The organism is Psychrobacter sp. M9-54-1 (assembly GCF_016613355.1).
GTDB lineage: Bacteria > Pseudomonadota > Gammaproteobacteria > Pseudomonadales > Moraxellaceae > Psychrobacter > Psychrobacter faecalis.
Map to the genome: position 1 here is coordinate 284,840 of NZ_JADGFW010000006.1, position 22,931 is coordinate 307,770.

15 protein-coding genes and 1 pseudogene are annotated in these 22,931 nt (G+C 40.5%); 11 read left to right on the forward strand and 5 right to left on the reverse strand.

The genetic code is table 11. From position 1 onward, the window contains the following. Nucleotides 1-2 precede the first annotated feature (2 nt). From IQ457_RS04590 to IQ457_RS04630, 9 genes and pseudogenes are all read left to right on the forward strand, one after another. Entirely contained in the window at nucleotides 3-1,259 is a 1,257-nt protein-coding gene (locus IQ457_RS04590) for a hypothetical protein (RefSeq protein WP_200662252.1), read from the forward strand. Then, complete coding sequence (locus IQ457_RS04595; protein WP_200662253.1) at nucleotides 1,256-5,545, forward strand: hypothetical protein; 4,290 nt, start codon at nucleotides 1,256-1,258, stop codon at nucleotides 5,543-5,545. Before IQ457_RS04590 ends, IQ457_RS04595 begins: the two co-directional genes overlap by 4 nt. Continuing rightward, nucleotides 5,545-6,396 carry a hypothetical protein gene (locus IQ457_RS04600; RefSeq protein ID WP_207161690.1) on the forward strand — a complete coding sequence of 284 codons (852 nt, stop codon included), beginning with the start codon at nucleotides 5,545-5,547 and terminating at the stop codon, nucleotides 6,394-6,396. Before IQ457_RS04595 ends, IQ457_RS04600 begins: the two co-directional genes overlap by 1 nt. Further along, nucleotides 6,396-7,544 carry a hypothetical protein gene (locus tag IQ457_RS04605; protein ID WP_200662255.1) on the forward strand — a complete coding sequence of 383 codons (1,149 nt, stop codon included), beginning with the start codon at nucleotides 6,396-6,398 and terminating at the stop codon, nucleotides 7,542-7,544. Before IQ457_RS04600 ends, IQ457_RS04605 begins: the two co-directional genes overlap by 1 nt. Beyond that, nucleotides 7,534-9,219 carry a helicase HerA domain-containing protein gene (locus IQ457_RS04610; RefSeq protein WP_200662256.1) on the forward strand — a complete coding sequence of 562 codons (1,686 nt, stop codon included), beginning with the start codon at nucleotides 7,534-7,536 and terminating at the stop codon, nucleotides 9,217-9,219. The genes IQ457_RS04605 and IQ457_RS04610 overlap by 11 nt, the downstream gene beginning before the upstream one ends. Then, a complete protein-coding gene (locus IQ457_RS04615; RefSeq protein ID WP_200662257.1) occupies nucleotides 9,212-9,769 on the forward strand; it encodes a hypothetical protein in 558 nt (185 codons plus the stop codon). Before IQ457_RS04610 ends, IQ457_RS04615 begins: the two co-directional genes overlap by 8 nt. Next, a complete protein-coding gene (locus IQ457_RS04620) occupies nucleotides 9,766-11,235 on the forward strand; it encodes a serine/threonine-protein kinase (RefSeq protein WP_227684687.1) in 1,470 nt (489 codons plus the stop codon). The genes IQ457_RS04615 and IQ457_RS04620 overlap by 4 nt, the downstream gene beginning before the upstream one ends. A 723-nt stretch (nucleotides 11,236-11,958) precedes the next feature. Next, nucleotides 11,959-12,399 (forward strand): transposase family protein, encoded by a 441-nt coding sequence (locus tag IQ457_RS04625; RefSeq protein WP_200662258.1) that lies wholly within the window; start codon nucleotides 11,959-11,961, stop codon nucleotides 12,397-12,399. Between the two features lie 8 nt (nucleotides 12,400-12,407). After that, nucleotides 12,408-12,791: pseudogene (locus IQ457_RS04630) on the forward strand (transposase family protein); the annotation flags it as partial. Between the two features lie 588 nt (nucleotides 12,792-13,379). Here the strand turns inward: IQ457_RS04630 and IQ457_RS04635 are convergent. From IQ457_RS04635 to IQ457_RS04650, 4 genes are all read right to left on the reverse strand, one after another. After that, nucleotides 13,380-16,607, reverse strand: coding sequence for a site-specific integrase (locus IQ457_RS04635; RefSeq protein ID WP_200662259.1), 3,228 nt, complete (start codon nucleotides 16,605-16,607; stop codon nucleotides 13,380-13,382). Further along, nucleotides 16,600-18,912, reverse strand: coding sequence for a hypothetical protein (locus IQ457_RS04640; protein ID WP_200662260.1), 2,313 nt, complete (start codon nucleotides 18,910-18,912; stop codon nucleotides 16,600-16,602). Before IQ457_RS04640 ends, IQ457_RS04635 begins: the two co-directional genes overlap by 8 nt. After that, entirely contained in the window at nucleotides 18,899-19,468 is a 570-nt protein-coding gene (locus tag IQ457_RS04645) for a hypothetical protein (RefSeq protein WP_200662261.1), read from the reverse strand. Before IQ457_RS04645 ends, IQ457_RS04640 begins: the two co-directional genes overlap by 14 nt. A 243-nt stretch (nucleotides 19,469-19,711) precedes the next feature. Further along, nucleotides 19,712-19,930 (reverse strand): helix-turn-helix domain-containing protein, encoded by a 219-nt coding sequence (locus IQ457_RS04650; protein WP_102077899.1) that lies wholly within the window; start codon nucleotides 19,928-19,930, stop codon nucleotides 19,712-19,714. Between the two features lie 250 nt (nucleotides 19,931-20,180). Here IQ457_RS04650 and IQ457_RS04655 point away from each other — a divergent pair, with 250 nt between their 5' ends. Beyond that, the gene (locus IQ457_RS04655; protein ID WP_200662262.1) at nucleotides 20,181-20,501 is read left to right on the forward strand and encodes a hypothetical protein; all 321 of its coding nucleotides are present in this window, start codon (nucleotides 20,181-20,183) and stop codon (nucleotides 20,499-20,501) included. 751 nt (nucleotides 20,502-21,252) lie between these two features. Continuing rightward, the gene (locus tag IQ457_RS04660) at nucleotides 21,253-22,041 is read left to right on the forward strand and encodes an IS110 family transposase (RefSeq protein WP_200662263.1); all 789 of its coding nucleotides are present in this window, start codon (nucleotides 21,253-21,255) and stop codon (nucleotides 22,039-22,041) included. A 157-nt stretch (nucleotides 22,042-22,198) separates the two neighbouring features. Here the strand turns inward: IQ457_RS04660 and IQ457_RS04665 are convergent, their stop codons facing one another. Further along, a complete protein-coding gene (locus tag IQ457_RS04665; protein WP_200662264.1) occupies nucleotides 22,199-22,765 on the reverse strand; it encodes a hypothetical protein in 567 nt (188 codons plus the stop codon). Nucleotides 22,766-22,931: the final 166 nt, after the last annotated feature.

Sequence of the window (22,931 nt, forward strand, 5' to 3'; positions counted from 1 at the left end):
CGATGACGGCTATCAGCGAAACTTCATTACTGCTGCAGGCAGAACGTGCCAGCACAATTTGCGCGCTACTCTGGCAACGAGGCGGCATAAGCGCCGAACAAGCGGCTGAGGTCTTCGCTGCTATGCCACTTTTGCAAAATGGACTGCTACAACCTATTAGCGACGATGAAGACTCAGACACACCGAGTGCATATATATTGACTGCGTCCCTATTGACGGCGTTTAGCACATTAAGCCAACTTGGTGAATGGCAACTGGCTCTCTTAGGCTTAAACCCAAGCTACCGTGCACATTGGTTATGCTTGGCTGCTGCACGCTGCCGTGAAGCTGGTAGCATGCGTGATCCGCAGATACTGATTAAAATCATTAGCCAGCTGGGTAATGCCAGCGCATGGGTACTAGAAGTCCTCAAAGACACTTCTGTGAACCCTCAACTCTGTGCTGGACCTTTAAGCGATCTAGAGCATGAGCTAATCGGTCATAGCCTGCATGACAATGCCGCCTTGCCAGCACTACTTAGGATTCTAAAAGCCAGTTATCAGCTGCATAGTTTCGTTCAGCGTAGTGCTCATGAAGCTGAATCCACACTACCCCCGCTACCATCCATTGATCCTCGTCCCAAAGCCCTCGATAAAAACTGGTGTGAAAGACGCTTATTAGCACTACCTTATTCCCTGTTAAATCAAAATAGACCTCACCCATCATGGATACTCACTGAACGAGGTTCAAGTAGCGATACTTCTTCACATTTAACCCTATTCACACAGCAACCTTGGTTATTCCTTCTGAGCTTACTCGTCTTTGTGCAGGATGCCTGGGCAGCTGAACAACGCGATAGCTTATTACTTACATTACCCAGTAACCAGAATGCTTTTTCGCCAACAGAAATTAGTTTAATAGTACAAGGTGTGGAAGGTGATGAGGTCAATGTTGGAAATTTTGCAGCGTTTTTAATAGCCCTACTCAATAACCTAGATATCTCGCTTTATCCCCAACTACCAAATCCTCATGATCTTAATCGAGCTTTAGCACCACTAGTAGCAAACCTACTAAGTCGGCAAATTTGGCAGTTTAAAGAAGGTGGGCGCAACGAAGTGGGGTTTTATAGTATCAATCCAAACTTTAGTGACGCTTGCTATAGCTTGCCGTTAGCACCTATTTTTAGCTACAGAAGCACTCGCCTGCAACAGGCTATTAAACAGACAGCTCGAGATATACGGGCAGCAAAGCTTATTAACATTCAAGGAAGTGGGCTATGAATTTTGAACTAGATGATCAATCAGTTGCTACGCTTGCCAAGCAACATCGCTGGGCGGCTACTGGTGTTTCTGACTATCCACCGAGTGATCCGTTGGTAGGCCAAAGTCGATTTTTCAAGCGCTTTCAAACCTTTTTACACACCGTAGACCATGAAGAAGACCGTTTTGCCCATGTTTTTGCGATAGAGGCTGAATGGGGCCGCGGTAAATCGCGCTTGGGCCATGAGCTGGTAGCACAAATAAATGACTGTTCTAGAGGTTGGTTTGTACGTGATGAAAATGGCAAACTACATGATCAGCAGCTTTTCGACTCACAAGCGCAAGATAAATATTTAGCGCTCTATATTCGCTACTCTCAAGTTGCCTCGGACTATCAGAATTCTGATAACTGGTTTGCCTTTGGCTTGTATCAGGCATTATTGCCTTTAGCAACGCAGAAATTCGATGGTTCAATTCAAAGTGAAATTGCCAAGCAAGCCTATGAGCGTTTAATGCCGCTTGGTTTCACTGCGCAGGATTTGGCGGATGCTTTAGAGCTCAATGCCAACCATAGCGAAGAAGACTTATATACCGATCCGACATTGGTAGTAGATCTTGTTCAAGCCGCATATAAAGTATTAGAACGCTTTGGCATATCTTATGTGCTTGTAGTCTTAGACGAGCTGGAAACTGTAGCTGAAGCTGCCACCTTTGGATTAGAAGATGATGATAGTAAACGCTTAGATGGTCAAGCTATTCGCTTAATTGGTAAAGCAATCAAGGAAGAGGACCCTCGTCGTAAGCTACATTGGCTGCGTTATGTGGCGCTATGTTCACCCCTGCTGGGGCAACAACTTCGGGAGATTCAATCTGTTGCGCGTCGGTTTGAATTGGTTGAGCTAGAGCATAATGCCTTTGCCGATGTTTCTGACTACGTAGCAAGCCTACTGACAGACGGTAAACTGGCATATGAATACCCTACTGGCTTGGTAGAGGCAGCTTATGCGATGAGCGGTGCAAACTTCGGCTGGTTTAACGTCATTATGGCTAACGTTGACGCTGTTTTATACCACTATCAACAAGCGAATCGTCAATTAAGTGATATTGGAGAGCTGTTCGAAGCAGTACTTGCAGGTTCTGGTCGAGTGGCCAAACATGTATTAGATAAAGGTGCTATTGAGGGCATTCAAACTCGTGATCAAACGTTATTAGCTGAATGTAAAAACTTACTATATGGTCAGTTACCTGTTCGAATCAATCAAATAGCAAATGCTCAAGACTTATTAGCGCTTAAAAATGAAGATGAAGAGCCGATTGCCGCTCTTTACCGCCAGTTAAGTCTAGAACGCTGGCAATGTCGAAAAGCTCTAGAAGAAGCCAAATTTCGACGTGAAGGTGAAGAATGGTACTATCCCACTGTAGAACAAGCCCTTAGCTTAGATACTTTGCTCGATAATATATCTACCTTTTCTATCAAAGAGCAGGTCCAAAGCGAAGATAAACATGCCGTGTTACTACCGCTGTCTAAAGGTGAGTTTAAGCACTTACTGAGCTTACTATATGATCATCCAGCGATTGAATTTGCCGCCGATGCGCTATGGCAAAAACTGGTCGGTGAAGCGACCGAGCTTGATATAAATGAAGCGACCCACATTGGACCCAGCGTTGCGATGCTATTACGACTAGACTTGCGCTACCGCAGCGTGCAACAAAACTCGCTTATTTTTAAAGACCCTAGTATGGGCGATGGTCACAAAAAAGCCATGGCTGAGCTTTTACAGGACAGTAATCACAAGCCCATTCTAAAATCTTTGGCTCGTTTGACAGGCTTTATCCGTTTATTAGACAACAACTGGAGATACGATCAAACCCTACTAAGTAATAGTGCTGGTAGTAATGGTCAGCCTTTAGTACTGCTTAGCGAACCACGAGGCGGATTGTTTACACTAGATGGTTTCAAACTACATCCTGATGGTAAGGTGTTACTTGCATGGATAAGCAACAAAACCGAGTTGGACCAATTGCACGACTTTGCATCTGATTACGCACGCAAAAATGGTCGCACACCTGTGTTGGCACTAACGGCTTCTGCTCACTTAATGGAACAATACAGCCGTTTAGAGAATGATTCTCTACTGCGTGATGCGGTACTATTACACTATGTGAATTCCAGCGAAACAGATCAGTTAGAGCGTATAGGCTTGAGCTTAGCGCTGTGCGAAAAACACAGCATCACTTTAAACACTGAGAGCTTTACAGCAAAATTTAGGAATAAGCTAAATGCTCTAACGACATTTGCAACCAATGCTATTCAAAAATGGCGACATCGTTTGCATGAACGGGGTTTAATTGCTTGGCCATTTAAAGCTGATGGCAAGCTATCAACGAATGATCGCAACTTATTATTTAAAGGCTGGTATACCTTAGCCATCGACTATCCCAACCTTAACGGTCTGATGGACTTACAACGTGAACATGGTGTTGCATCGGACGAGCTCGGAAGCTTACTAGACAAATTAAAAGTTCCTGGTAGCTTTATATCTAAAGGCTTTACTGCTGATGAACATGCAGGTCTTTTTACTGAGCTTAATAATCCGCAGCGTAGTCAGGCGCAAATTCCACTGTTTTTATCTCGTATCGCCCATCCCAATAAACAATGGAATTGGAAGTTCGAATCTTTCAAACAGAAATTTTATTTTGGCTATATTTGTGATACCAATAATACAGCGAAGAGTGTATTCGATGAGTGGATGTGGTGGTGTGGTGAACTAAACCTTCTAACTTTGGAAAACCCTAACGATAGACAAGCTTTATGGCAAAACTATCCAAGATCCCGATTAGATAATGCGATTATCGAAGCTAATAACTGGTTTAATGACGATAGCATCGATGGGTACAAAGCCAAAGTTGAGGTGATGAGCCGAGTCTATGGTCAAGGTCGTATAGACGATATATTTGCACCTATTGGTCGAAACTCATTAGGTTACGCTACCGTGGAAGCCAAAGAGCAACTTGAGAAAGCTCGCCAACTTTTTATAGACCTGAAACAAAAAGAAGAGCAATTACAGGATATCTCTCACCTCAGTGATACAGGTGTACTTGCTGGTCTAATCGCTAAACGAGCTAATGTATTAGCACTAGTAGCAAAAGTAAAACCTATGCAATGCTCTGAAATAAACTTAAAGAGCTCACATGACTTAAACTTAGAGGATAAGACTACCTCATTATTCCAGCGTGTCGAACAAGCCTGTTTGTTTGCGGAGTTCGTTGAAGATAGTGCTGAAAAAATTAATAGACGTTTAATCGACTTAATCGCAGACATTGAGAACGATATCTCTACTCTAAGCAATTTTCCAAAATCTCTTTATACTAATTCTTTACGTACCATAGGCCATATTCTTGATGGAGCCTTGAAAGAAGATAATACAAGTGTCACAGGTAAAAGAGAGCAGCAAGCTGGTAGCGATACACTGTTACATTATTTAAGAAAACTCGATTTACCTCATTCACAGGATAAATTGAATGCGTTAGCATTTGAAGTCGGATTGAACCTACAAAGCGAACAACAACTGCCTCTTGCTGAGATTCAAGGCTATATTCTGACGAGTTACCGTGATTTTAAAACACGCTTTGAAAAGCTATTGGACAACTTAACTGAACAGAAGACTCAAGCCGCGAGCCTGCACAGGCAGCTAGCAGATGCTCCTGCTGCTTACCCCCATCCAGACGATATAGCAGAACTACCTAAATTGATTAATAAACTACAGTTAATCGAAGACGCAATAGAAGATTTGCCTTCTGATGCTGAACAAAAACGACAGCTGATACAAGCCAGCCTTCGTAATGGTCAGTTTACTGCCCTTCGAGATTTGCCAGATGAGCTATTAAAGCCTGCCCGTGGTCAAATCGCCCCCATACATGGCGATCTAATAAAGATCAGTAAACATTTAAATCAAATGAAAGAGTGTGCTATTAAAGAGGTTAATGCCTGGCTACCCATGCTAAAGCCTCTATTCATCTCGCAGCAGCACTCTAGCCCTCATGCTACTGTATTGAATCTCTCAGAGATGCAAGAACTTATGGTAAGTGAGGTGCTACTGATATGTGATAGAACATTGCATGACTGGAAAGAAATAGCTAATAAAGCACTTAGTGGGACTGAACTTTCATTAGATGAGTGGCAACGTATCTACGAGTCCATTAATCAGAATGAAGAGCCAAAGCTGAACATCCAGCAACAACAAATATTGGTAGATAAAGGCATCCTAAAAATGCGTTTAACTTTTGCAGAAAGCTTGGGGGCTTAGTGACAATCTATATATCAGCTAAACTGGGTAGTAATCGCAAAGGGCGTTTTTTGCATAGTATTGTACAAGCGCAGCCATTGACGAGTGACTGGCAATCCAACCCACCCCGACAAGGTTTACTACTGGTGCAAGGTGATGAGTTAAACCAAGTAGAAGACTGGCGAACCTTGTATCATTGGTCAATGCAAACTGGTTGCGCAGCATTAGTAGTGGATCCGTTAACAAGTAAAACTGACTGCTGGCAAGCACCTGAGCTTGAAATTGATTGGCATCTGGCAGCCGCTCCAAATATTATCGATGCTAACACTGATGGCCTAACAAAATTACTAGCCGATGAAACCACCCAAAAAATTGTAGGTTTTAGTGGCAGCTCTAACGCAACCCTTCATCAGGTAGCTGATGTAATTCATACGCGATATATTCGTAAACACAGTAACAGTGGCCTATTTGCGATAACCACCTTACCTCTTTGGTCTCTAAACCTACTAGATCATAGCGATATATTATTGGATTGGCTAAATTGGCTCATTACTCATTCGGGAGATACGACTCCCTCTATAGTTGAAGTTAATAAAGCTGATTTTATTCCTGACAAAAAAGATGAGGTAGTATTACTCCTAATCTATGCCATCCCAGGATTGACAGCGAAAGAGATTTGTCAGCATCAAACGGTTAAAATGTTATTTGACACCTCTACCCTAGCAATTGATCAACGCTGGCTAGATCTATGCCAATACGGCTTTATTAGTGAAAATAGACTAACTGAAAAAGGGTCTAATGTACTCATGAATTCTGACTATTGGGCTTATGCTGAGCTATTATGCGAACAGTTAAGAACAGGGACGCAATAATGAAAAATATGAATTTAGCACAGTCTTTAGCGATAGATAGCCAGTTACGTCTGCCAGGAAGTGCTGGTAGATTGCTTAAGCAAATTAGAGACATTGAGCAAGTGGCTCCATTGTTTCGTGATGCTGGATTGGTTAAAGCAGTACCAAAGTCAACTGTGGTTAATCTCCGGGTATCAGGCATTGCAACTAAATCTTGCATAGATAGAGCGCTTGGCGGATTTATTTATGCTAGTGCTGCTGTCCGCACGGACTTGCTGATTGAAGACAATAAAGTTAGCACACAAGGTAGCGACTCTGTTTCCGAACTCGATGATATTGATTTTGAAGCACAGCGTAAGCGTCTAGACTTGATAGAGATTCGTCAAGCTTATCAATTAGTGGAAAAACAACTACTAAGTGGGGAGTCCTGTGATTTAATCTTACTAGATACTCCGCTATTTTTGGCAAGGGATATGGCACCACTCGATCGAAATATTCGCCATAAGCAAGAATATGAAAATACCTTACAGGCTATTGAGACATTTTGGCAAAAACACCGTGCAAAACTGTTTCCATGGAACCAAAAAGGTGTAGTTCTTGCCAGCATATTAGCCGAGCGCTTTAGCGCTATCGTCAGTATTGCCAAACAAGATTTACGTTCAGAAAAAGGTCGTCAACAAATACTTCTAAGTGACGGGTTCTCTGAAGAGCGTATGATGAACTTAGCTGATTTAGATGAAAGCCTAGCTGGAGTTGGCGATCTGCGCTTCATCAATGGGGTTTTAGGAAACTATTCACGTACTATTGCGTTTCGTTTATCTGAAAAAGAAAATCGTATAGAGCCAAGTATGGAAGTTCAACAAGGCTTAATTGGTTTTCATTATCGCAGTGCTCGTGGTGGCCAAATAAAGATGGTACAGCTTGCTGGCGACGAGCCAGACTGGGAAACGACAGGCCTAGACTTAGTAGCAGCTCGCTTAATGGTGCTTGATATGCAAAGCAAGGCTAATGCTATGCCACTACCTCAGCTTTTAGGTTATCAGCAACTGGGGGTTTTGCCCAAATTTACTAAGTTTTATCGCCAAAGCTTACATGGTGCACTTAAAAACAATGATATTGAAACTCGCTGGTTGTCTGGCTTAGATGAGGAATTAAATAATGGTATATAAAGTTTTGGGAAAGCTCGTTGGTAATACAGGTGACGCAAACCAATTAACTATGGTCGTGCAAGACTCTTTCGCTGTTCGACGCGGTGAATTTGTCCGTATTATGCATCAAGAAAGAAAAGATGAAGGCGAAGTAGCAGTATTAGGGAGAATAACTAAAATTAATCGTAGCAATATGCTTTACAACGCTGGGTTTGGTGATGGTGTTACTGAGTTAGAACTACTACCAAGTGCAAACGTTACTGGCGAGAATATGTTCGCACAAGTTGAGTTAGTCGGATATCGAGATCCTATTTCACGACAAATAAAAATACCACGTAGACCTTTAAATCCCGGAACTGCTGTAGAAACCGTTGATTTTCAGTTTTTAAGTGATTTTTACGAATTTAATGAGCATACAAGCCTACACCTTGGTAATTTGGTTGGGTACGACAAGGGCGAAAATACAGTTCCAGTATTTATCGATGTGAACAAGTTAGTGACTGAGCATATGGCAGTATTAGCTATGACAGGTTCAGGGAAGTCATACACAGTAGGTAGAATTATTGAACGCTTGGTAACTCTCAATAACGGTACAGTCGTAGTGTTTGATCCTCACGGCGAATACGGTAAAGCACTTGCTGGTGGTAACTTACAGTTTGCAGATAACTTAGAGATTAGTGAAGATACGCGTGATAAAGAAACCCTACCGATCATAAAACAAACTTTTGAAAAACTTCAAGCTGCCGGTGCTGGCATTCAAATCTATACACCGCAAAATGAGGAGTTCAAACACAAATATGCTAGTAAGAACATTCCTTTAGCTTTGCAGTTTGATCATTTTGAGATGGATGATATCGCTGAAATCCTTCCAGGACTCACTGAACCACAGCAACGTGTCTTAGACGTTGCTATTCGTTACTGGCGCTATACCGATAAGACTGAACCACGAGACATTAACCGCTTGAGACATTTTTTAGGTGATGGACTTGAAGAGTTAAAAGAATGGAGTGATTTATCTGAAGCAGAAGCAAAGGCACTCTCTGGTAGAAGTGCTGCAGTTGCTTCTATGAAGCTATCTAGAGTTCTTAATGAGGGCAAAAGCTTTTATAGTGCTGCTATGTCAGAGCCCACTGACATATACAAAATGATTGGTCGTCCTAACAACCAACAAGGACGCTTAGTTGTTGTAGACTTGCAAGGTCTCAGCGATACAGCAAAACAAGTCGTTTGTGCTCTATTATCCAGTGAAATCCTTAAAGCGGCTTCAAGTAAAACAGATCCACTTCGTCCTTGCTTTATTATCTATGAAGAGGGCCACAGCTTTGCACCTGCAGGCGGTAAAGCTGTTAGTCATCGCATTATTAAAAAAATCGCCGGGGAAGGACGTAAATTTGGTGTGGGATTTGGCATTGTTAGCCAACGACCATCTAAACTAGATCCTGACGTAACCTCACAATGTAACACTCTAATTACTATGCGACTAAAGAATCCAGACGATCAACGCTTTATTGCTAAGGCCTCAGATATGATAAGTAAAGCTGACCTTGATGAGTTACCAAGTCTATCTACTGGTGAAGCATTAGTATGCGGACGTTCAATCCCTGCGCCCCTATTAGTTAAAGTTGGTAGTAAAGCTCTCATTCATGGTGGTGAATCGCCAGAGGTATTACGTGTTTGGGGCTCATTTAATGGCTAATATGACTTTGCCCAACTTTGAGTGGGTATCAAACAACTTTCCATTATTAACCAGTGCAAAACTTATAGATCAAGATGTTCTAGTACATAGCTTAGGTTGTAGTGTTTGGAATACCTTCGGTCATGATCAAGGTTACATGGCAGTTGTTGAATGTCCAGCGCCTGGGACTTCTGGTGCAGATATACGCTCAGATTCAGGATGGTTTGAGATGCACACAACAAAACCGCTGTGCTTAATTGAATTTGAGCGATACGATGGGTCAAAACCTAGTCAGCTTAAGCTAGAAGAGAAATTAAAAAATCTACTTGAATCAGCGCAGCGATGGCAGCACTCCCCAATACAACTTGTACTCAGTACTTGGAGCCAAGGATTGGTAAACGCACCTGATGTAAAAAGTCTAAAAAATATCTGTAAATATGGCTTTACCTCTTCAACTGGTAACCGTATTTCTGCTCATCATAATTTAGAAGTTACTCTTAGCAGGTTTATATTTATAAAAATCCTGTCAACAATAGCATTAGACCGAATTCACAATGAGGTGTTACTGTGAATATAAAGTCAGCACATTTCTTACCAGGCACAAATAAACGCTTGGGTGATAAATACTTACTTCTAGAATGTTTGGGTGATGGTAGTCATGGCTGGGTATGGCGCGCTGAGCGCTTACAAGATAATCAAATTGTTGCAGTTAAAATACCTAAAGATATGACACGTGAAGATAGAGAATTAGCTGAAGGAAAAGAGCTACTAGGGATTGAGGTGCATCCTAATATAGTACAGATATTTGATATGGGCCGAATCGAGAATGAATGGTTTTATATTGAAATGGAATACTTTCCCAGTCAAACATTGGCGCAAAAGTTAGATGACCATCAGAGAAATTTTGGTCAAACTTACGAGCGACTTTTCAGTATCTATCGGCAAGTACTTGACGCTGTACACTACTTGGCTAATCTATCAGTGCCAATCTCTCATGGTGACATCAAACCACATAATATTTTAGTGGGCGAACAAGATTTAGTGAAGCTCACAGATTTCGGTAGCTCAGCTTTACCTGATGAAATTTACGTTCGCTCTAGGGAAAATGGCGGCACCGTGCTCTATTCAGCACCTGAGTTCTCTAATGTGGATAGCCGGAGAGGTAGCTTGGAAGAGTTGCTACTGGGAGATATCTATAGTCTAGGAGTACTACTGTACCAACTAATTACAGGGCAACTACCACATAATACGCCGGCACAAGTTCAACGCCATGCACCTTTTAGGCGACCTACAGAAATTAATAACTTTATTCACTCAGACTTAGAGCAAGTAGTGCTGACTTGCCTTCAAAAACAACCTAGACATAGGTATCAGTCAGTATCGCTATTAGTTGAAGCATTTGATAGTGCCGTTGAGAAACAACTTAAATCAATAACTATCAACCCTATATATCAAAGTAAGCCTGAGCAAGATTGGTCTAGTGCAGTAATAGCTGCCATGTCTGAGCAAGCCTATCAAAAAGCCGCTCTACTCTCTGCCCAAGAGTACAATCGTAGTAAAGATCTACAAGCATTACACCAACAACTCATCGCACTATATAGAGCGAACCGCTTGTTTGAGTTTGAAAAGATTGTTGAAGAGAACAGAGCAGTTTTGTTAGAGGGCGAATTGCAGCATCCATTAGATCTATTCGAATTAATCATTAAAGCAAATCTACAAATTCGTGATATTAATCAGGCTAAATATTGGCTATTAAAGCGGAAGCAAGCTGCAGAAGAAAACACTACTACAATGTATCTCGAATCCTCAATACTTGGTCTCGAAGCTAAGTATCCAGAAGCAAGAGCCCTCTTAGAAAAAGTGAATCAAAAGACGCCAATGAAATTTAAAGTGCTTTGCCAATTAATACTAGTTTGTGAGCAAATGCGTGATTACTCAGGTGCAGTAGCCTACTTAAAAGCTGCATTACGTTTAGCTCCATTAGACGCTAATATGATAAGTAAAAAAGCCTTATACACAAAATTAGGTGTCATGTGACTGATTAATTTTAAAAAGGCATTTTCAAGGGTTTTTGACTGTTTAAGGTAGGCTAGCCAACTTCACTTAATAGGACATAATATAACTATCCATTAAAGAGCTATTAACTTTCATAAAATTCGCATTATTATAAGCGTGACACCGGGACAGACCTTAAACAATATGGCTTTGCATCTATCCTTCATTCTAGTAGGCAACTATGTTGTCACGAATGTTAAATGCCTTTAAGCTATATAGAATAAGACTTGTCACGGTGTCACGCTAAAAACACCTGTCCTACACCACTCTATTATGGTCAAAGACTGGATGTCCTAAGAACATATGCAAAACGCTGATATAGTCAGTTCAAAACAAAACTGTCATAAGTTCCAAAGCGCTACTGGGATGAATTTTTCGCAGCCTCTGTGTATACAGCACGCAAGGAAATTTATACCAGTAGCGCTATAACATTTTTAAATTGAATCTACTATAGTAAAAACTAAGTAAAGTTCGTAAAATACTTTGAATAACTTTTTAATAATCATCTCATATACGGTGATAATATTTTTATGAAAACCCTATTTCAAGCATTGATCAAGTGCCAAAAAATTTATTATCAATGCCTTATATTAAGCAAATAACCATTCAAAATATCGGGTTCAGTAAGGATGAATACAATAGACCTCTTGCAAAAGTAGTTGTAAGACACAACGTATATTATTGAACTCTACTTACTTAATAGATATGCCAAACATAGATAAGCTACTCAAACAAAGTGACGCTGGTTTTAAACGCTATACAGGCATTCATAAAGCCACCTTTTATGACATGCTTGAGGCCATGCAAGAGCATGAAGCATCTAAGACCAAATCAGGTAGACCAAGTGTGCTCAGTCTTAAGGAGCAGATACTACTAGCCCTGACTTATTGGCGTGAATACCGCACGATTTATCATATCAGTATGGACTTTGGTATTCATGAGTCTTCTGCTAGCCGTATCATTCGTAAAGTAGAAGACACACTGATTGACTCTGGCAAGTTTGAATTGCCTAAAAAGCTGCCCAGTCGTGTCGATGAGGACATCAATTGGTCAGTCGTCATTGTCGACGCCACCGAAACCCCAATTGAGCGTCCAAAAAAAACCAAAGCGACTACTACAGCGGCAAGAAAAAACAACACACCCTAAAAGCGCAGGTTATCGTCCATTGGCAAACCGGCTTGATACTCGATGTGCAAACCTGTAAAGGGTCAATCCACGATTTTAAGCTGTATAAAGATACTTGTCCTGATTGGTTGCCTGAGAATACTAACTATCTAGCAGACAGTGGTTATCAGGGTATAGCAAATCTACATAAGCAAACCTTCACACCATTTAAGAAACCTCGTGGTGGTCAGTTATTGGAGATATGCAAACAGGCCAATCACTATCTGGCAAGGTTCCGTATTGTGGTTGAACACAAAATAGGCTTAATAAAGTTGTTTAAAATCGTGGCTCATAAATATCGCAACCGTCGTCAGCGCTATGATCTTAGAATGAAGCTGTTTGCTGGTATCATTAATTCCGAGCTTAACCTATGACTTGTGCAAGAGGTCTAATGTAAATTATTATTCGATATTATTAACATACTGTATGCAGGTTCAGATTAATATTTATTCATAATGCAAGCTCTCACATGATCAGATAACTTTCGGCAGATAACAGGAAATAGTTGCCTATAATTTAAATATTTTCCCACTAAAATTGAACTAAATTTACGTAATACATGCTTTGTTTTAATTTCCCCATTTAAACTTGATTTAGTTTTACTCCTAACCTAAATAAGCCATTCATAACATGCTAGCAGATGCGTGAGGTAAGCGTTGTAATAATTAACTGCCATACTTAAATAGGTAGAGTGTTTTAGCCACCATACACCCCTCCTCCTTTTTTACCGTGACAGCGTGACAACCTTTATATCTTATAGTGTTCAGAGCAATATTATCTGTGACAGCTTCCTCGATCATACAAGTCGAAAATCAGCTTACAACCCTTTCAGCTTATGACTTGTCGCTCTGTCACCTTATTAATATGCTTATTAATGCTTATATGACCTATTTAAATGAGTCAGCTCGATGACGATTGCAAATTATATTAAGGAAAATAGTCGTTCAGAATTGTGAAAGGCTCTAGTTTTCAACTAATATCATAAGTAAGTAGCCCACGTATTTCAGAAGTCCTGAAGAAGCATAGTAGCTATCCGCCTTAGCCAAGTTTTTATCAGAATGTCTAAGTTTTCTCTGTACTACTCTGACTTCATAACCTTTGTAGTTTTCACGAGATCCAGTACGTATATTGCTGTCCAGCTTTAGCTCCTTTTTAAGATGACTAACCGTCTTCTCGCTATCCGCACGAATCTGCCAATACAAGCCATCAACGAGTCTAGTTCCTATACTTACGAACTGTTTTAGCATTATTAATTGTGATTCTTTTACCCCAAAATGCAGAGAGGATGTCTTCACATTATGTTTATTAGAGAATATTTCTACGAATACTGTTAACTGTTCAGGCTCTTCAATAGACATCTGGTAAACCCTATCAAGCAATTTGATAAGTAGCTCTTGATTCTTACGTCCTCTCGGTGCACCTAGCAGCAATTTATTATTTGTAAATACTTGCTCTGCCTTGTGATAGATACATTTTGCTTCCGTTATACTGATACCATGCCTTATAGCAACCTCTACTAGTTTTTCTTGCCTTTTTTCAACTTTTAGCTCTTGTATTTCTTCTAAAAATGCAATCACATCATGATATTTTGGATGGATTAAAATAGATTTTGCTTCTGATTTCTCTGTGTCTGTTATGTTTTCAGTTGTTTGCTGGCTAGATTCAGAGTCTTTCCTTTGTTCTATGTCTTTAACAAATAAAGATGTTTTATGACCAGCTAACTTCTTTATGAGATACGGACGTAGTTTACTTAAGATTACTAGCTTAATTTTAGCATCGTAGGCACTAGCATCCTCTCTATTCACTGTCTGGTAGTTTATCTTTGTGACCGCCTCTAGAACCGTTAATGGTAGCGTTAGTTTTGCTTCACTCATTTGCCAACCTGCCAGCAGATGCGCTGTATGAATATAATGCTCAAATGTCGTATCAGGTATTAGATGCCCAGCAAAACTGGCCAGGCCAAACCATACTCCTTGATTTTGGTTATATGCCAGAACCCCTTTGGAGATGGCCGTGCAATGCGTAGCATCGTAATCTGTTAATAACAGTGCCAATGGTGACTGATTGAGCACAACCGCTAAATGGCTAATTGCCGTGTGCCGCAGACTATGAAAAGTAAAATCATGATCACCAAGCAATCGATCCCACATGACCTTCATCAAATTACTAAAAAACATATGAGGCAATGGCTGATCGCCTGATCCTTGCGAAAACAAGTAGCGTTGTTTTAGTCTGGTTTGATAGTGATATAAGCTGAGGAAATCCTCTAATTCATCTAGTTTGAGTAGACAGTCTAGCGGTATCACTCGCTTGGCACTGCTGCTTTTTAGTCGTCGATAACGATTGGGTCTCAGTAATATTTGAGGAAATTCAACTTTTTTATCGAGGCTGTCAGTATAGATATCGGTCACATCAGAGACTTTTATACCAATTAATTCGTTTATACGCATACCTGTACGATATGCCAAGCTCAAGACAACTAAGCACAGTCGTTTCTGATCAGACTTCAAAGCTGATGATTTGAGATAATCTGTCATAGCATAATAAATACGCGGTGATACTATGCTTGCTTTAATCACTTGACGATTATTACCCCATGGGAAATAAACATAGGGAGCATCAAAGTGCGTACGCTGATGATCATGAAAAGCTTTCAGACGACCGTAGGTAAATTTTTGCGTATCTTTAAGTTTATCTAGATATGAAATCTTACTACCTTTTGTAGGCTGATCTTTTATAGCACCATCGCAATTCTGCTCAGAGCCGGCTTCCGCATGATCTGGCCACTTATTATCTAAAACAGCTTCATCCTCATCCGATTCTGACCTTTTATTTAAAACTAAAGCTCTACGACCATCTTTAATTTTACTTTGGATAATTTGCTCATACACCTCTTCAAAGTCTTCACCTTCCCATTCATCTAACTCTTCATCCATGGTTAGCATGAGCCAATCACGACCGATACAACCGCAGTATTTACTGATGGTATTAAGCCGAATGCTATGATCACCAAGTAAAGACAGCGCCCAGCTCAGTAGACGCTGAACATTGGGCTGGCTAGCATCTGCCTTTAACATTGTAATAGTGGAAATAGCGGTGTTTCTAGTCAATTTGAGCGTATCTTGTAGCTCTTTGATCAGATTTTTACTAAAACTAGGGTAGTTTATGGTACTACTTTGGCTATTCGACTTTATCGATGATTGATAGCTGGCATCAAACAGCTCAGACCACTCGAGTGGCTCAGGACTTGGTTTAATTACTTCTTTGTTATAATTAATGAGCTTATCCGTAGGCAAGCCCGTCGTCTTTATATCGCCTTGCTTCACCACGGCAAGCGCACCATCAATCAGACTACCCTCTAGCTGTCGCCAGTGGTAGTTGGCATGTTTGATGAGCAGTGAGTGCTGCGGGCGATCAATATCTTTATTGGTGAGTTTAAGCATTTTTGAGATATCGTTGATTATGGTACTAAACGGCTTTATCTTGGCAGTGTTTAACTCTTTATCCTTTAGAGCATATAAAAAACACAGGCTCATATCATCGGGAACATAATCAACAAAACGGTGTAAGCTTTCGCTGTCATCTAGCGTAGTTCCATAATTATCATCACGCACTCTAAGCGGTATTATAGCCAAATATTCTACTCTGCTTTTTTCATCAGTCGCTGGCATGTTAATTTTATACATACAGCGCTCACCAAACAGCCAATCATAGAACGCTCTTAGCACCTCAATGTCGTTAATACCGCCATACACGATGCAGCAATACAGGAACCCCTCAACCAAGTCACTCACTGAAAAACGCCGCTTTCGTTGCCAAACCTCTATCATTGTCGCGCTACTGTCTGCTACAGCGCGTCCATTCACAAACCAGTCATAGTTAATGGTCAAGCGTTCACGAGTCGCCAGTATCGGTACCACAGGCTCATTAAGGTATATCTGGTGAGCTTTATTATAATCACGAACAAACTCTAAGAACCCGCGCCGCGCCAATTGGAAGTTTTGAGCGGTGTCGAACGTCCCTTCTAGTAACTGGTTAATCGCTTCATAATGATGCTGCAGCTCACAAGGCAGTTGCATAGAATTTTGGTTGATATATTCTTCGATTAATTTTTTAGCATCACGCTTGATACTCTTTTTAGCCTCTTCTCTATTAAGCTGTCGCAGTTTATGAGCGCTAACATTATCCATATAGACGAACCTCAATTTGTTTTAAGTGAAGATCTGTAGCAATCGCATCTAAATGAGGACTGAGCTGGTGCAGCTGATTGATAGAGCTTGATGACATCGGGTGCATAAATTCCTGATCAGCATGTTCGTGACCGTAAAGCGCGCAAATCAGATGGTCAGGGACGCGCCCCATAAGCATAGATCTCAGCTGATGACGCAGCCAGTTATCCTGATGGCTAAAAAAGTCTTGCAACTGATAACGAACTCGGCTTGGCGTAATACTGGCAAAGCCTTTTGGATTTTTTTGGTAAATTTGAATGAGGGGTTGTTCTGATTGCAAGATGTCATTGATAGGATAAGGCGCCGCTGGACATAATGAATTATAGATGGCAGCAAATTGCTTAATATAAATAATGTAGTTTTGAATAGCCGTTATCAAAAACTTGCTAAGAGGAATGAGCCTGCCATCAGACTGCGCATGACGCTCTTCTTTGTCAGATACCCATAGCATGCACCGCTGAAAGTCAAACTGATGTAGCAAGCCTGGTGCGTGCTTGACCGGGCGAATTCCGGTTTGAATCATGACAATATGCCACAACCAAATACTATAGCTATTAAACTGCGCAATATAGCGATCCATGTGGGACTTTAGCTTGCCATTAAAGCTCTCGGTACTGACAGCCAGTTGACTAAAGAACTGCTGACACATTATGGTCTTTAGTGTCATATCACTACCAATGTGGCTTTTATGCCCGTTCATCGGTACGCTACACTCATCTATTAAAAGTGCTTTTTGCTCATCATTGCAGTATTCAGTTATCAGCTCCACCGCTTTTATATAAGTTTGCTCTAGCTCTACCGTTTTAGTGCTAGTGTAATACAGCGCAGAACTATGCCTTACATCAACGCCTGTAATCAGGTCGGCATGTAAGGGCTTATTAAGTTCGTTTTTGATAAGGATAAATAGCCCTGCTTCAATATACTGGGGACTCAGTACTGGCAGGTTCAATATATCTTTAGCGTAAGAGATAGCGGCTTTAACAGTATCGGATGAAACGGTAATTTTATCCTCAAGCATAATCTGTAAAGCTTCAGGAAGTGCGCGATAAAAGGTACCGCCATAGCTTTGTCTATGGGCAAGCAGATGACTTCGAGTATTAGTGGTCACATCAATCGTGATGGCGATACTACTGACTTTACGGACACGGTCATAGACGAAATACTGCCGTTGACTGTGACTGCATTGCCAATCAGCAATGATGCTATCAATACTAAGACCGCTTAACAGTGATAGTATTAAAACGGCATACCCAGTGCCACTCTCTTTATCAACACTCATAAAGCGCTGCCAAAGCGTAGCAAATAGCATCTGGTATCCAGTAATGCTTAGCTGACGATGATTGGTTGGGAAATGAAATTGATTACGGCGGGCGTGTTGATGGTTGTTTTTTAATCGCCACTGCTGCAGCTCAGAGGATTTAGCAATTTGTGTGGCTGGCTTAAAGTTATTGTCTAGCAAGGGTACTTCATCGTCATCGGCAATATTTTCAGCAATTGCCACGTTACTGTGCTTTTTTGATTGTTTCGTACCAAACACTATTCTTTGTAGCGGCTCACCATCGATATGCGCAACTGTCTTGGTGACTGTTTGAGCCGACTTTGTACGTTTAGTGTCCTTAGTATAGGTTTTGCCAACAAAGGTTTTATTATCGATTGCTACCTCATAAGCCAGCCTGATTTGACCAATTTTACTACCAAGATATTGATTTGCTGTTTTACCTTCTGCTACTCCCTGTTTGACGCTTGCTTCATATTGTCTGATAGCAGATAAGCATGAGGATAGGCCATTGCAATGAGCGTGAATGCTGATTAACTGGTCGAGAATGCCACGTTGTGGATCATTAGGTCTTAGCGCCATACGAACACGCACACCAAGCTTATCTATTTTGGCAAAGTGCTTGTCATGACGTGCTGTGATCATAAATAACACTTTTAAGTAGCCGCTCATAAACCGCCAAGCATTATTATTGATATCAACTTCGCCATATGCCTGATAAAAGACAATCAGTAGATAGCTGACCGCCCACTCTCCAGTTTTACCTTCCCGAATAATTTGTGTCATTACCTCAGTGCAGTCTATCCCAGTAAAGTCTGCAGAATTAGATTCTGGTGTTGATTGTAATGAATCAATATTATCATCTGGCACCAGACTGATTACATCAATCACGAGCTGACGCATTTGTATGTAATGTGGTGAACTTATTGGGATAAGCTTATCCAACACTCGCCTGTCGATTACTTCATTAAATAATTTAGTGTGATCCATAAGATGTATCCATCCAACTCAGGTTTTTGGGCAACCCCAGCATCGCCTCATCATTGGCTACCTTACACTGCTGATACTCATAAGCACTTTGGCTGATACCAGCAAACCTACAATAACTGTCTACCGTCAGGCGATCAATATTCATGAGTTCGCAAATAATGCTTTTTGGTGCACTATTACTGATTGCCTTAAAAAACTCAGGATGATGAGTACCTCTTGCGAAAGCCAGTTCTACCACCTCACTCCAAGCCAAGCGCTTAATATCTTTGACGCTTTCAGCGGCAACTAAGCAAGGCTGACGTAAACTAGTCTCTTCTATTAGAATTTCATCAAACCTTCTAAACTCATTAAAAAAATAATAAGTCGAATCTTTACCAACTACCAATCGTAGCGGTGGGCGATAATAATCATCCAAGCCACCTATATTTATACCTCTCATTCTTGGCCTAAATTGATGCCATATCAACAATGCCTTTTGCGCATCTTGATGAATAACCAGATTATATTTACTGAAAGTTATAAACTTCTGAGTAGGCTTTAACTGAATATTATTCATTTTAATATTATTAATAGTGAAATATATTCATCATAATATGTTATAACTTATTGTTTGTAAAGCCTTTAATATTGCTGTTATATTTTTATCTTTGGATAACTCAAATACTGATTCATAACCATTTCTTAGACAAAAAAATACTCCCTAACCCATGATAAATAAAGGCTAAAGAGTATTTTAAAATTTCAATTTTAGTTGGGTGAGAAGGTTAACGTTTTATATCAGTAGACCTTCCTATCAAGCTTAGTTCTCTTCATTCTCATCGGGAACATACTTTAAAACATCCCCTGGGGTGACTTTTAATACTTGGCACAACTTACTCAGGGTATCGAATTCTATGCGAGTTGTCTCATCGTTATAAATTCTATGAAGCGTTGACTTGCTGATGTCCGTCATCCTTACTAAATCTGCAACTCGCAATCTTCTTTCCGCTAAAAGCACTGGTAGATTACATGAAATCACAATAAAATCCTTATTGGTAAGTAAAAAATACTTGCCAGTGACTACTTTTCTGTTAAAATAATACTCGTTGGCAATAACTAAGTCTCCGTCAAAAACTATTTTGTGCTGACTAACGCTTTATTATGTCACAGACTCATCTTGCTGCTCAATAGCTGGCTACCTATGATGGGTGCAACTTGTTCGATAGATATGTTCACTATAAAAATGTGACATTAATCATAGTTATTCTGCCATTAAAAAGGAGTATATTGTGGGCATCAAGTTTGAATGGAGCATGACACAAAATGCTTGGGATAAACGGGTCTGTGAAGATTATTGGGCCTATGATCATAAAACTAGCTATGTAGATTATGTCCATATGCTTTGTCAAAAATATGATATTAGCTCGCAAACATTGTTTGAAACTATAGGCCAATGCTATGCTTGCTTAGATGATGTTTGCTGTGAATATTGTGGGAGCGCCTGTCCTATTGAGGTACCTGCTGATATCGCCTGTATGCGGGCAAAAGAGAGTTGGTTTTGTGCAGTATGTGAGCATGCTATGTGGAGAAGTGACTTCATTAGCAAATAAATAATCAAATCTACTTTTTGCTAAAAAACTGATGTTTTTATCTGACCTAATCAATCCCTCTCACTCAAAACACTAACTCTGTTCGTATTCATAGCGATTTGGTTTTCTTTAACTTTATTCCAGATAGTTTGCGAGTAACTGATTAGGTCTCTATCGGTCAGATTTTCAGTATAGAACAGCTCATTTAACCTTGCGACTATTTTTGATAGCCAGTCCTCTTATTTATCCTTAGCATTGCCAGCTCCACAGCTACCATTATTCAGCGGAAAGAAACCATCCTCTTACAGCTTTAAACCCTGTTGACGTAGCTTAGAAAAGCAGTAGTGACTCATATAATATTACTGAAATAAACCTCATCATCGAGCCTCTCACATAGTATAGTCTCTATATCCTCATTATCGTAATCGATAATCTGCGACATAAATTCATATTGACGGGTTTAATCATGGTGATCTTACACTAAGTCGCTTCGGTGCATTAGTAGCCCTTTTAGTATTTATCATTGTGTTTATTAGTCTTTAAACAGCTGGCTAGTGCTAAAGCTCACTGATGATTATGCTTTTAATAAAATTATTTTATGGATTAAATAGTAATTTCTTAGATGCTTATAGCCTTGTTAACGAGGATTTAAGATTATTAGCGTGATGAATAAATATCGATAATGATTAGATATAAGTAGTAGCAAAAAAAGATGCTAACACTATATACGGCATATTGTTAGCACCCTTTTTGGGTTCGAAAATTTACTCAGGTGAGTTTGTCAAAATTGGGGTTTGATAAAAAGCTTAACGTCAGCATCATCAATCCTGCTTACGTCAAAAGCTATGCTGCTAGTTTAGGAAGTCGCAACAAGACGGATAAGAAAGATAGTATGTTATTAGCCCGCTACACCTATAGTGCTAAGCCTAAATTGTGGACACCGCCGCCAGCAGAGGCGCGTCACCTCAAGTCTTTACTGTCGCGCTTAGACGCGCTACAAGAAGACTTACAACGTGAGCTGAATCGATTGGAAAAAACGGAGGCCACAGACACCGCTCCTATCGTTAAAGCGTCTATTGAGCAGATGATAGTCTCTTTGCAAGCCGCCATTGTTAAGCTCAATGGTGATATTGATGACCATATCGATGGTCATCCCAATTTAAAGCAAGACCAATATCTGCTACAAACTATTAAAGGCGTCGGCCCTGTTGTCTCAAAGCAGATGATGTCGCTGATGCATAATAAGCAGTTTAGTCAAGCGTCGCAAATGGCAGCCTTTTTAGGCCTAGTTCCCAAGCATAGTGAATCAGGGCTATTTAAGGGCAAGTCTCGCTTAGCAAAGAATGGCTCAAGTGCCGTAAGAGCTAAATTGTATATGCCGGCGCTAGTCGCCATTAAGCATAATTCCGACATTAAGGCGCAGTATGAGCGACTGCTTGCTAACGGTAAGTGCAAAATGCAGGCTGTCTGTGCGGCGATGCGTAAGCTTGTGCATATTTGTTTCGGCGTGGTTAAACATCAGCAACCTTACCAAGCAAGAGTTGAGCTAATTAGCACTTGATTTAGCTTTTTTAAGATGGTATCTCTTATCTACTGTCCTATTTCATTATGCCACTACAATTACATTAATCACGAGCTGACGCATTTGTATGTGGTGTGGTGAATCTATTGGGATAAGCTTATCCAAAGCTCGTTTGTCGATCACATCATTAAGTAACTTAGTGTGACCCATAAGATGTGTCCATCCAATTCAGGTTTTTGGGCAGCCCCAGCATCGCCTCATCATTGGCTACCTTACACTGCTGATACTCATAAGCACTTTGGTTGATACCAGCGAACTGACAATAACTGGCGACCGTTAAGCGGTTCACGCCCATTAGCTCACATATAAGCTGCTTTGGCGAATTCTGATATATCGCTTTAAACAGCATGGGATGATCCACACCATTAAATCTAGATAAACTAAGCACCTCACACCATGCTAGCCGTTTAATGTCATGACTGCTCTCAGGTGCAATTAAGCATGGCTGTCGATATCTAGTCTCGAGCTTCATTACCTCATCAATACGCGCAAAGGTATTAAAAAACTGATAGCTATCTTCTACAGCACACAATCGTAGTGGTTGACGATAATAGTCATCTAAACTTGCCAGCTGTGGTCGCAGTAGAGGTAATCGATGCTGCTGCCAAACCATAAAGGCAGATTTTGCATCAGGATGAACCCGTAGATTTTGTGAGGTAAGCACTACCAATTTTTGGGTCGCTTTAAGGCTTTTATTTTTCATTATAGAACGCCATAACAATTATCAAGTGGCTGATTTTATTAAATAATTAGTTGTTGAGGCAATAGGCAACAAGAATAAAAAGCCCTAAATATATGAGTATTAAAGTCACTTATTTAGAGCTTAAAACGTACTCACTCTAACTTAATCAGAGTGCAAAACTTAAATT

Bases quoted from the DNA above. Each gene is read 5' to 3' on its own strand.
- IQ457_RS04610 (WP_200662256.1), top strand. From the start codon at position 7,534: ATGGTATATAAAGTTTTGGGAAAGCTCGTTGGTAATACAGGTGACGCA.
- IQ457_RS04590 (WP_200662252.1), top strand. From the start codon at position 3: ATGACGGCTATCAGCGAAACTTCATTACTGCTGCAGGCAGAACGTGCC.
- IQ457_RS04635 (WP_200662259.1), bottom strand. From the start codon at position 16,607: ATGGATAATGTTAGCGCTCATAAACTGCGACAGCTTAATAGAGAAGAG.
- IQ457_RS04605 (WP_200662255.1), top strand. From the start codon at position 6,396: ATGAAAAATATGAATTTAGCACAGTCTTTAGCGATAGATAGCCAGTTA.
- IQ457_RS04640 (WP_200662260.1), bottom strand. From the start codon at position 18,912: ATGGATCACACTAAATTATTTAATGAAGTAATCGACAGGCGAGTGTTG.
- IQ457_RS04595 (WP_200662253.1), top strand. From the start codon at position 1,256: ATGAATTTTGAACTAGATGATCAATCAGTTGCTACGCTTGCCAAGCAA.
- IQ457_RS04625 (WP_200662258.1), top strand. From the start codon at position 11,959: ATGCCAAACATAGATAAGCTACTCAAACAAAGTGACGCTGGTTTTAAA.
- IQ457_RS04645 (WP_200662261.1), bottom strand. From the start codon at position 19,468: ATGAATAATATTCAGTTAAAGCCTACTCAGAAGTTTATAACTTTCAGT.
- IQ457_RS04615 (WP_200662257.1), top strand. From the start codon at position 9,212: ATGGCTAATATGACTTTGCCCAACTTTGAGTGGGTATCAAACAACTTT.
- IQ457_RS04665 (WP_200662264.1), bottom strand. From the start codon at position 22,765: ATGAAAAATAAAAGCCTTAAAGCGACCCAAAAATTGGTAGTGCTTACC.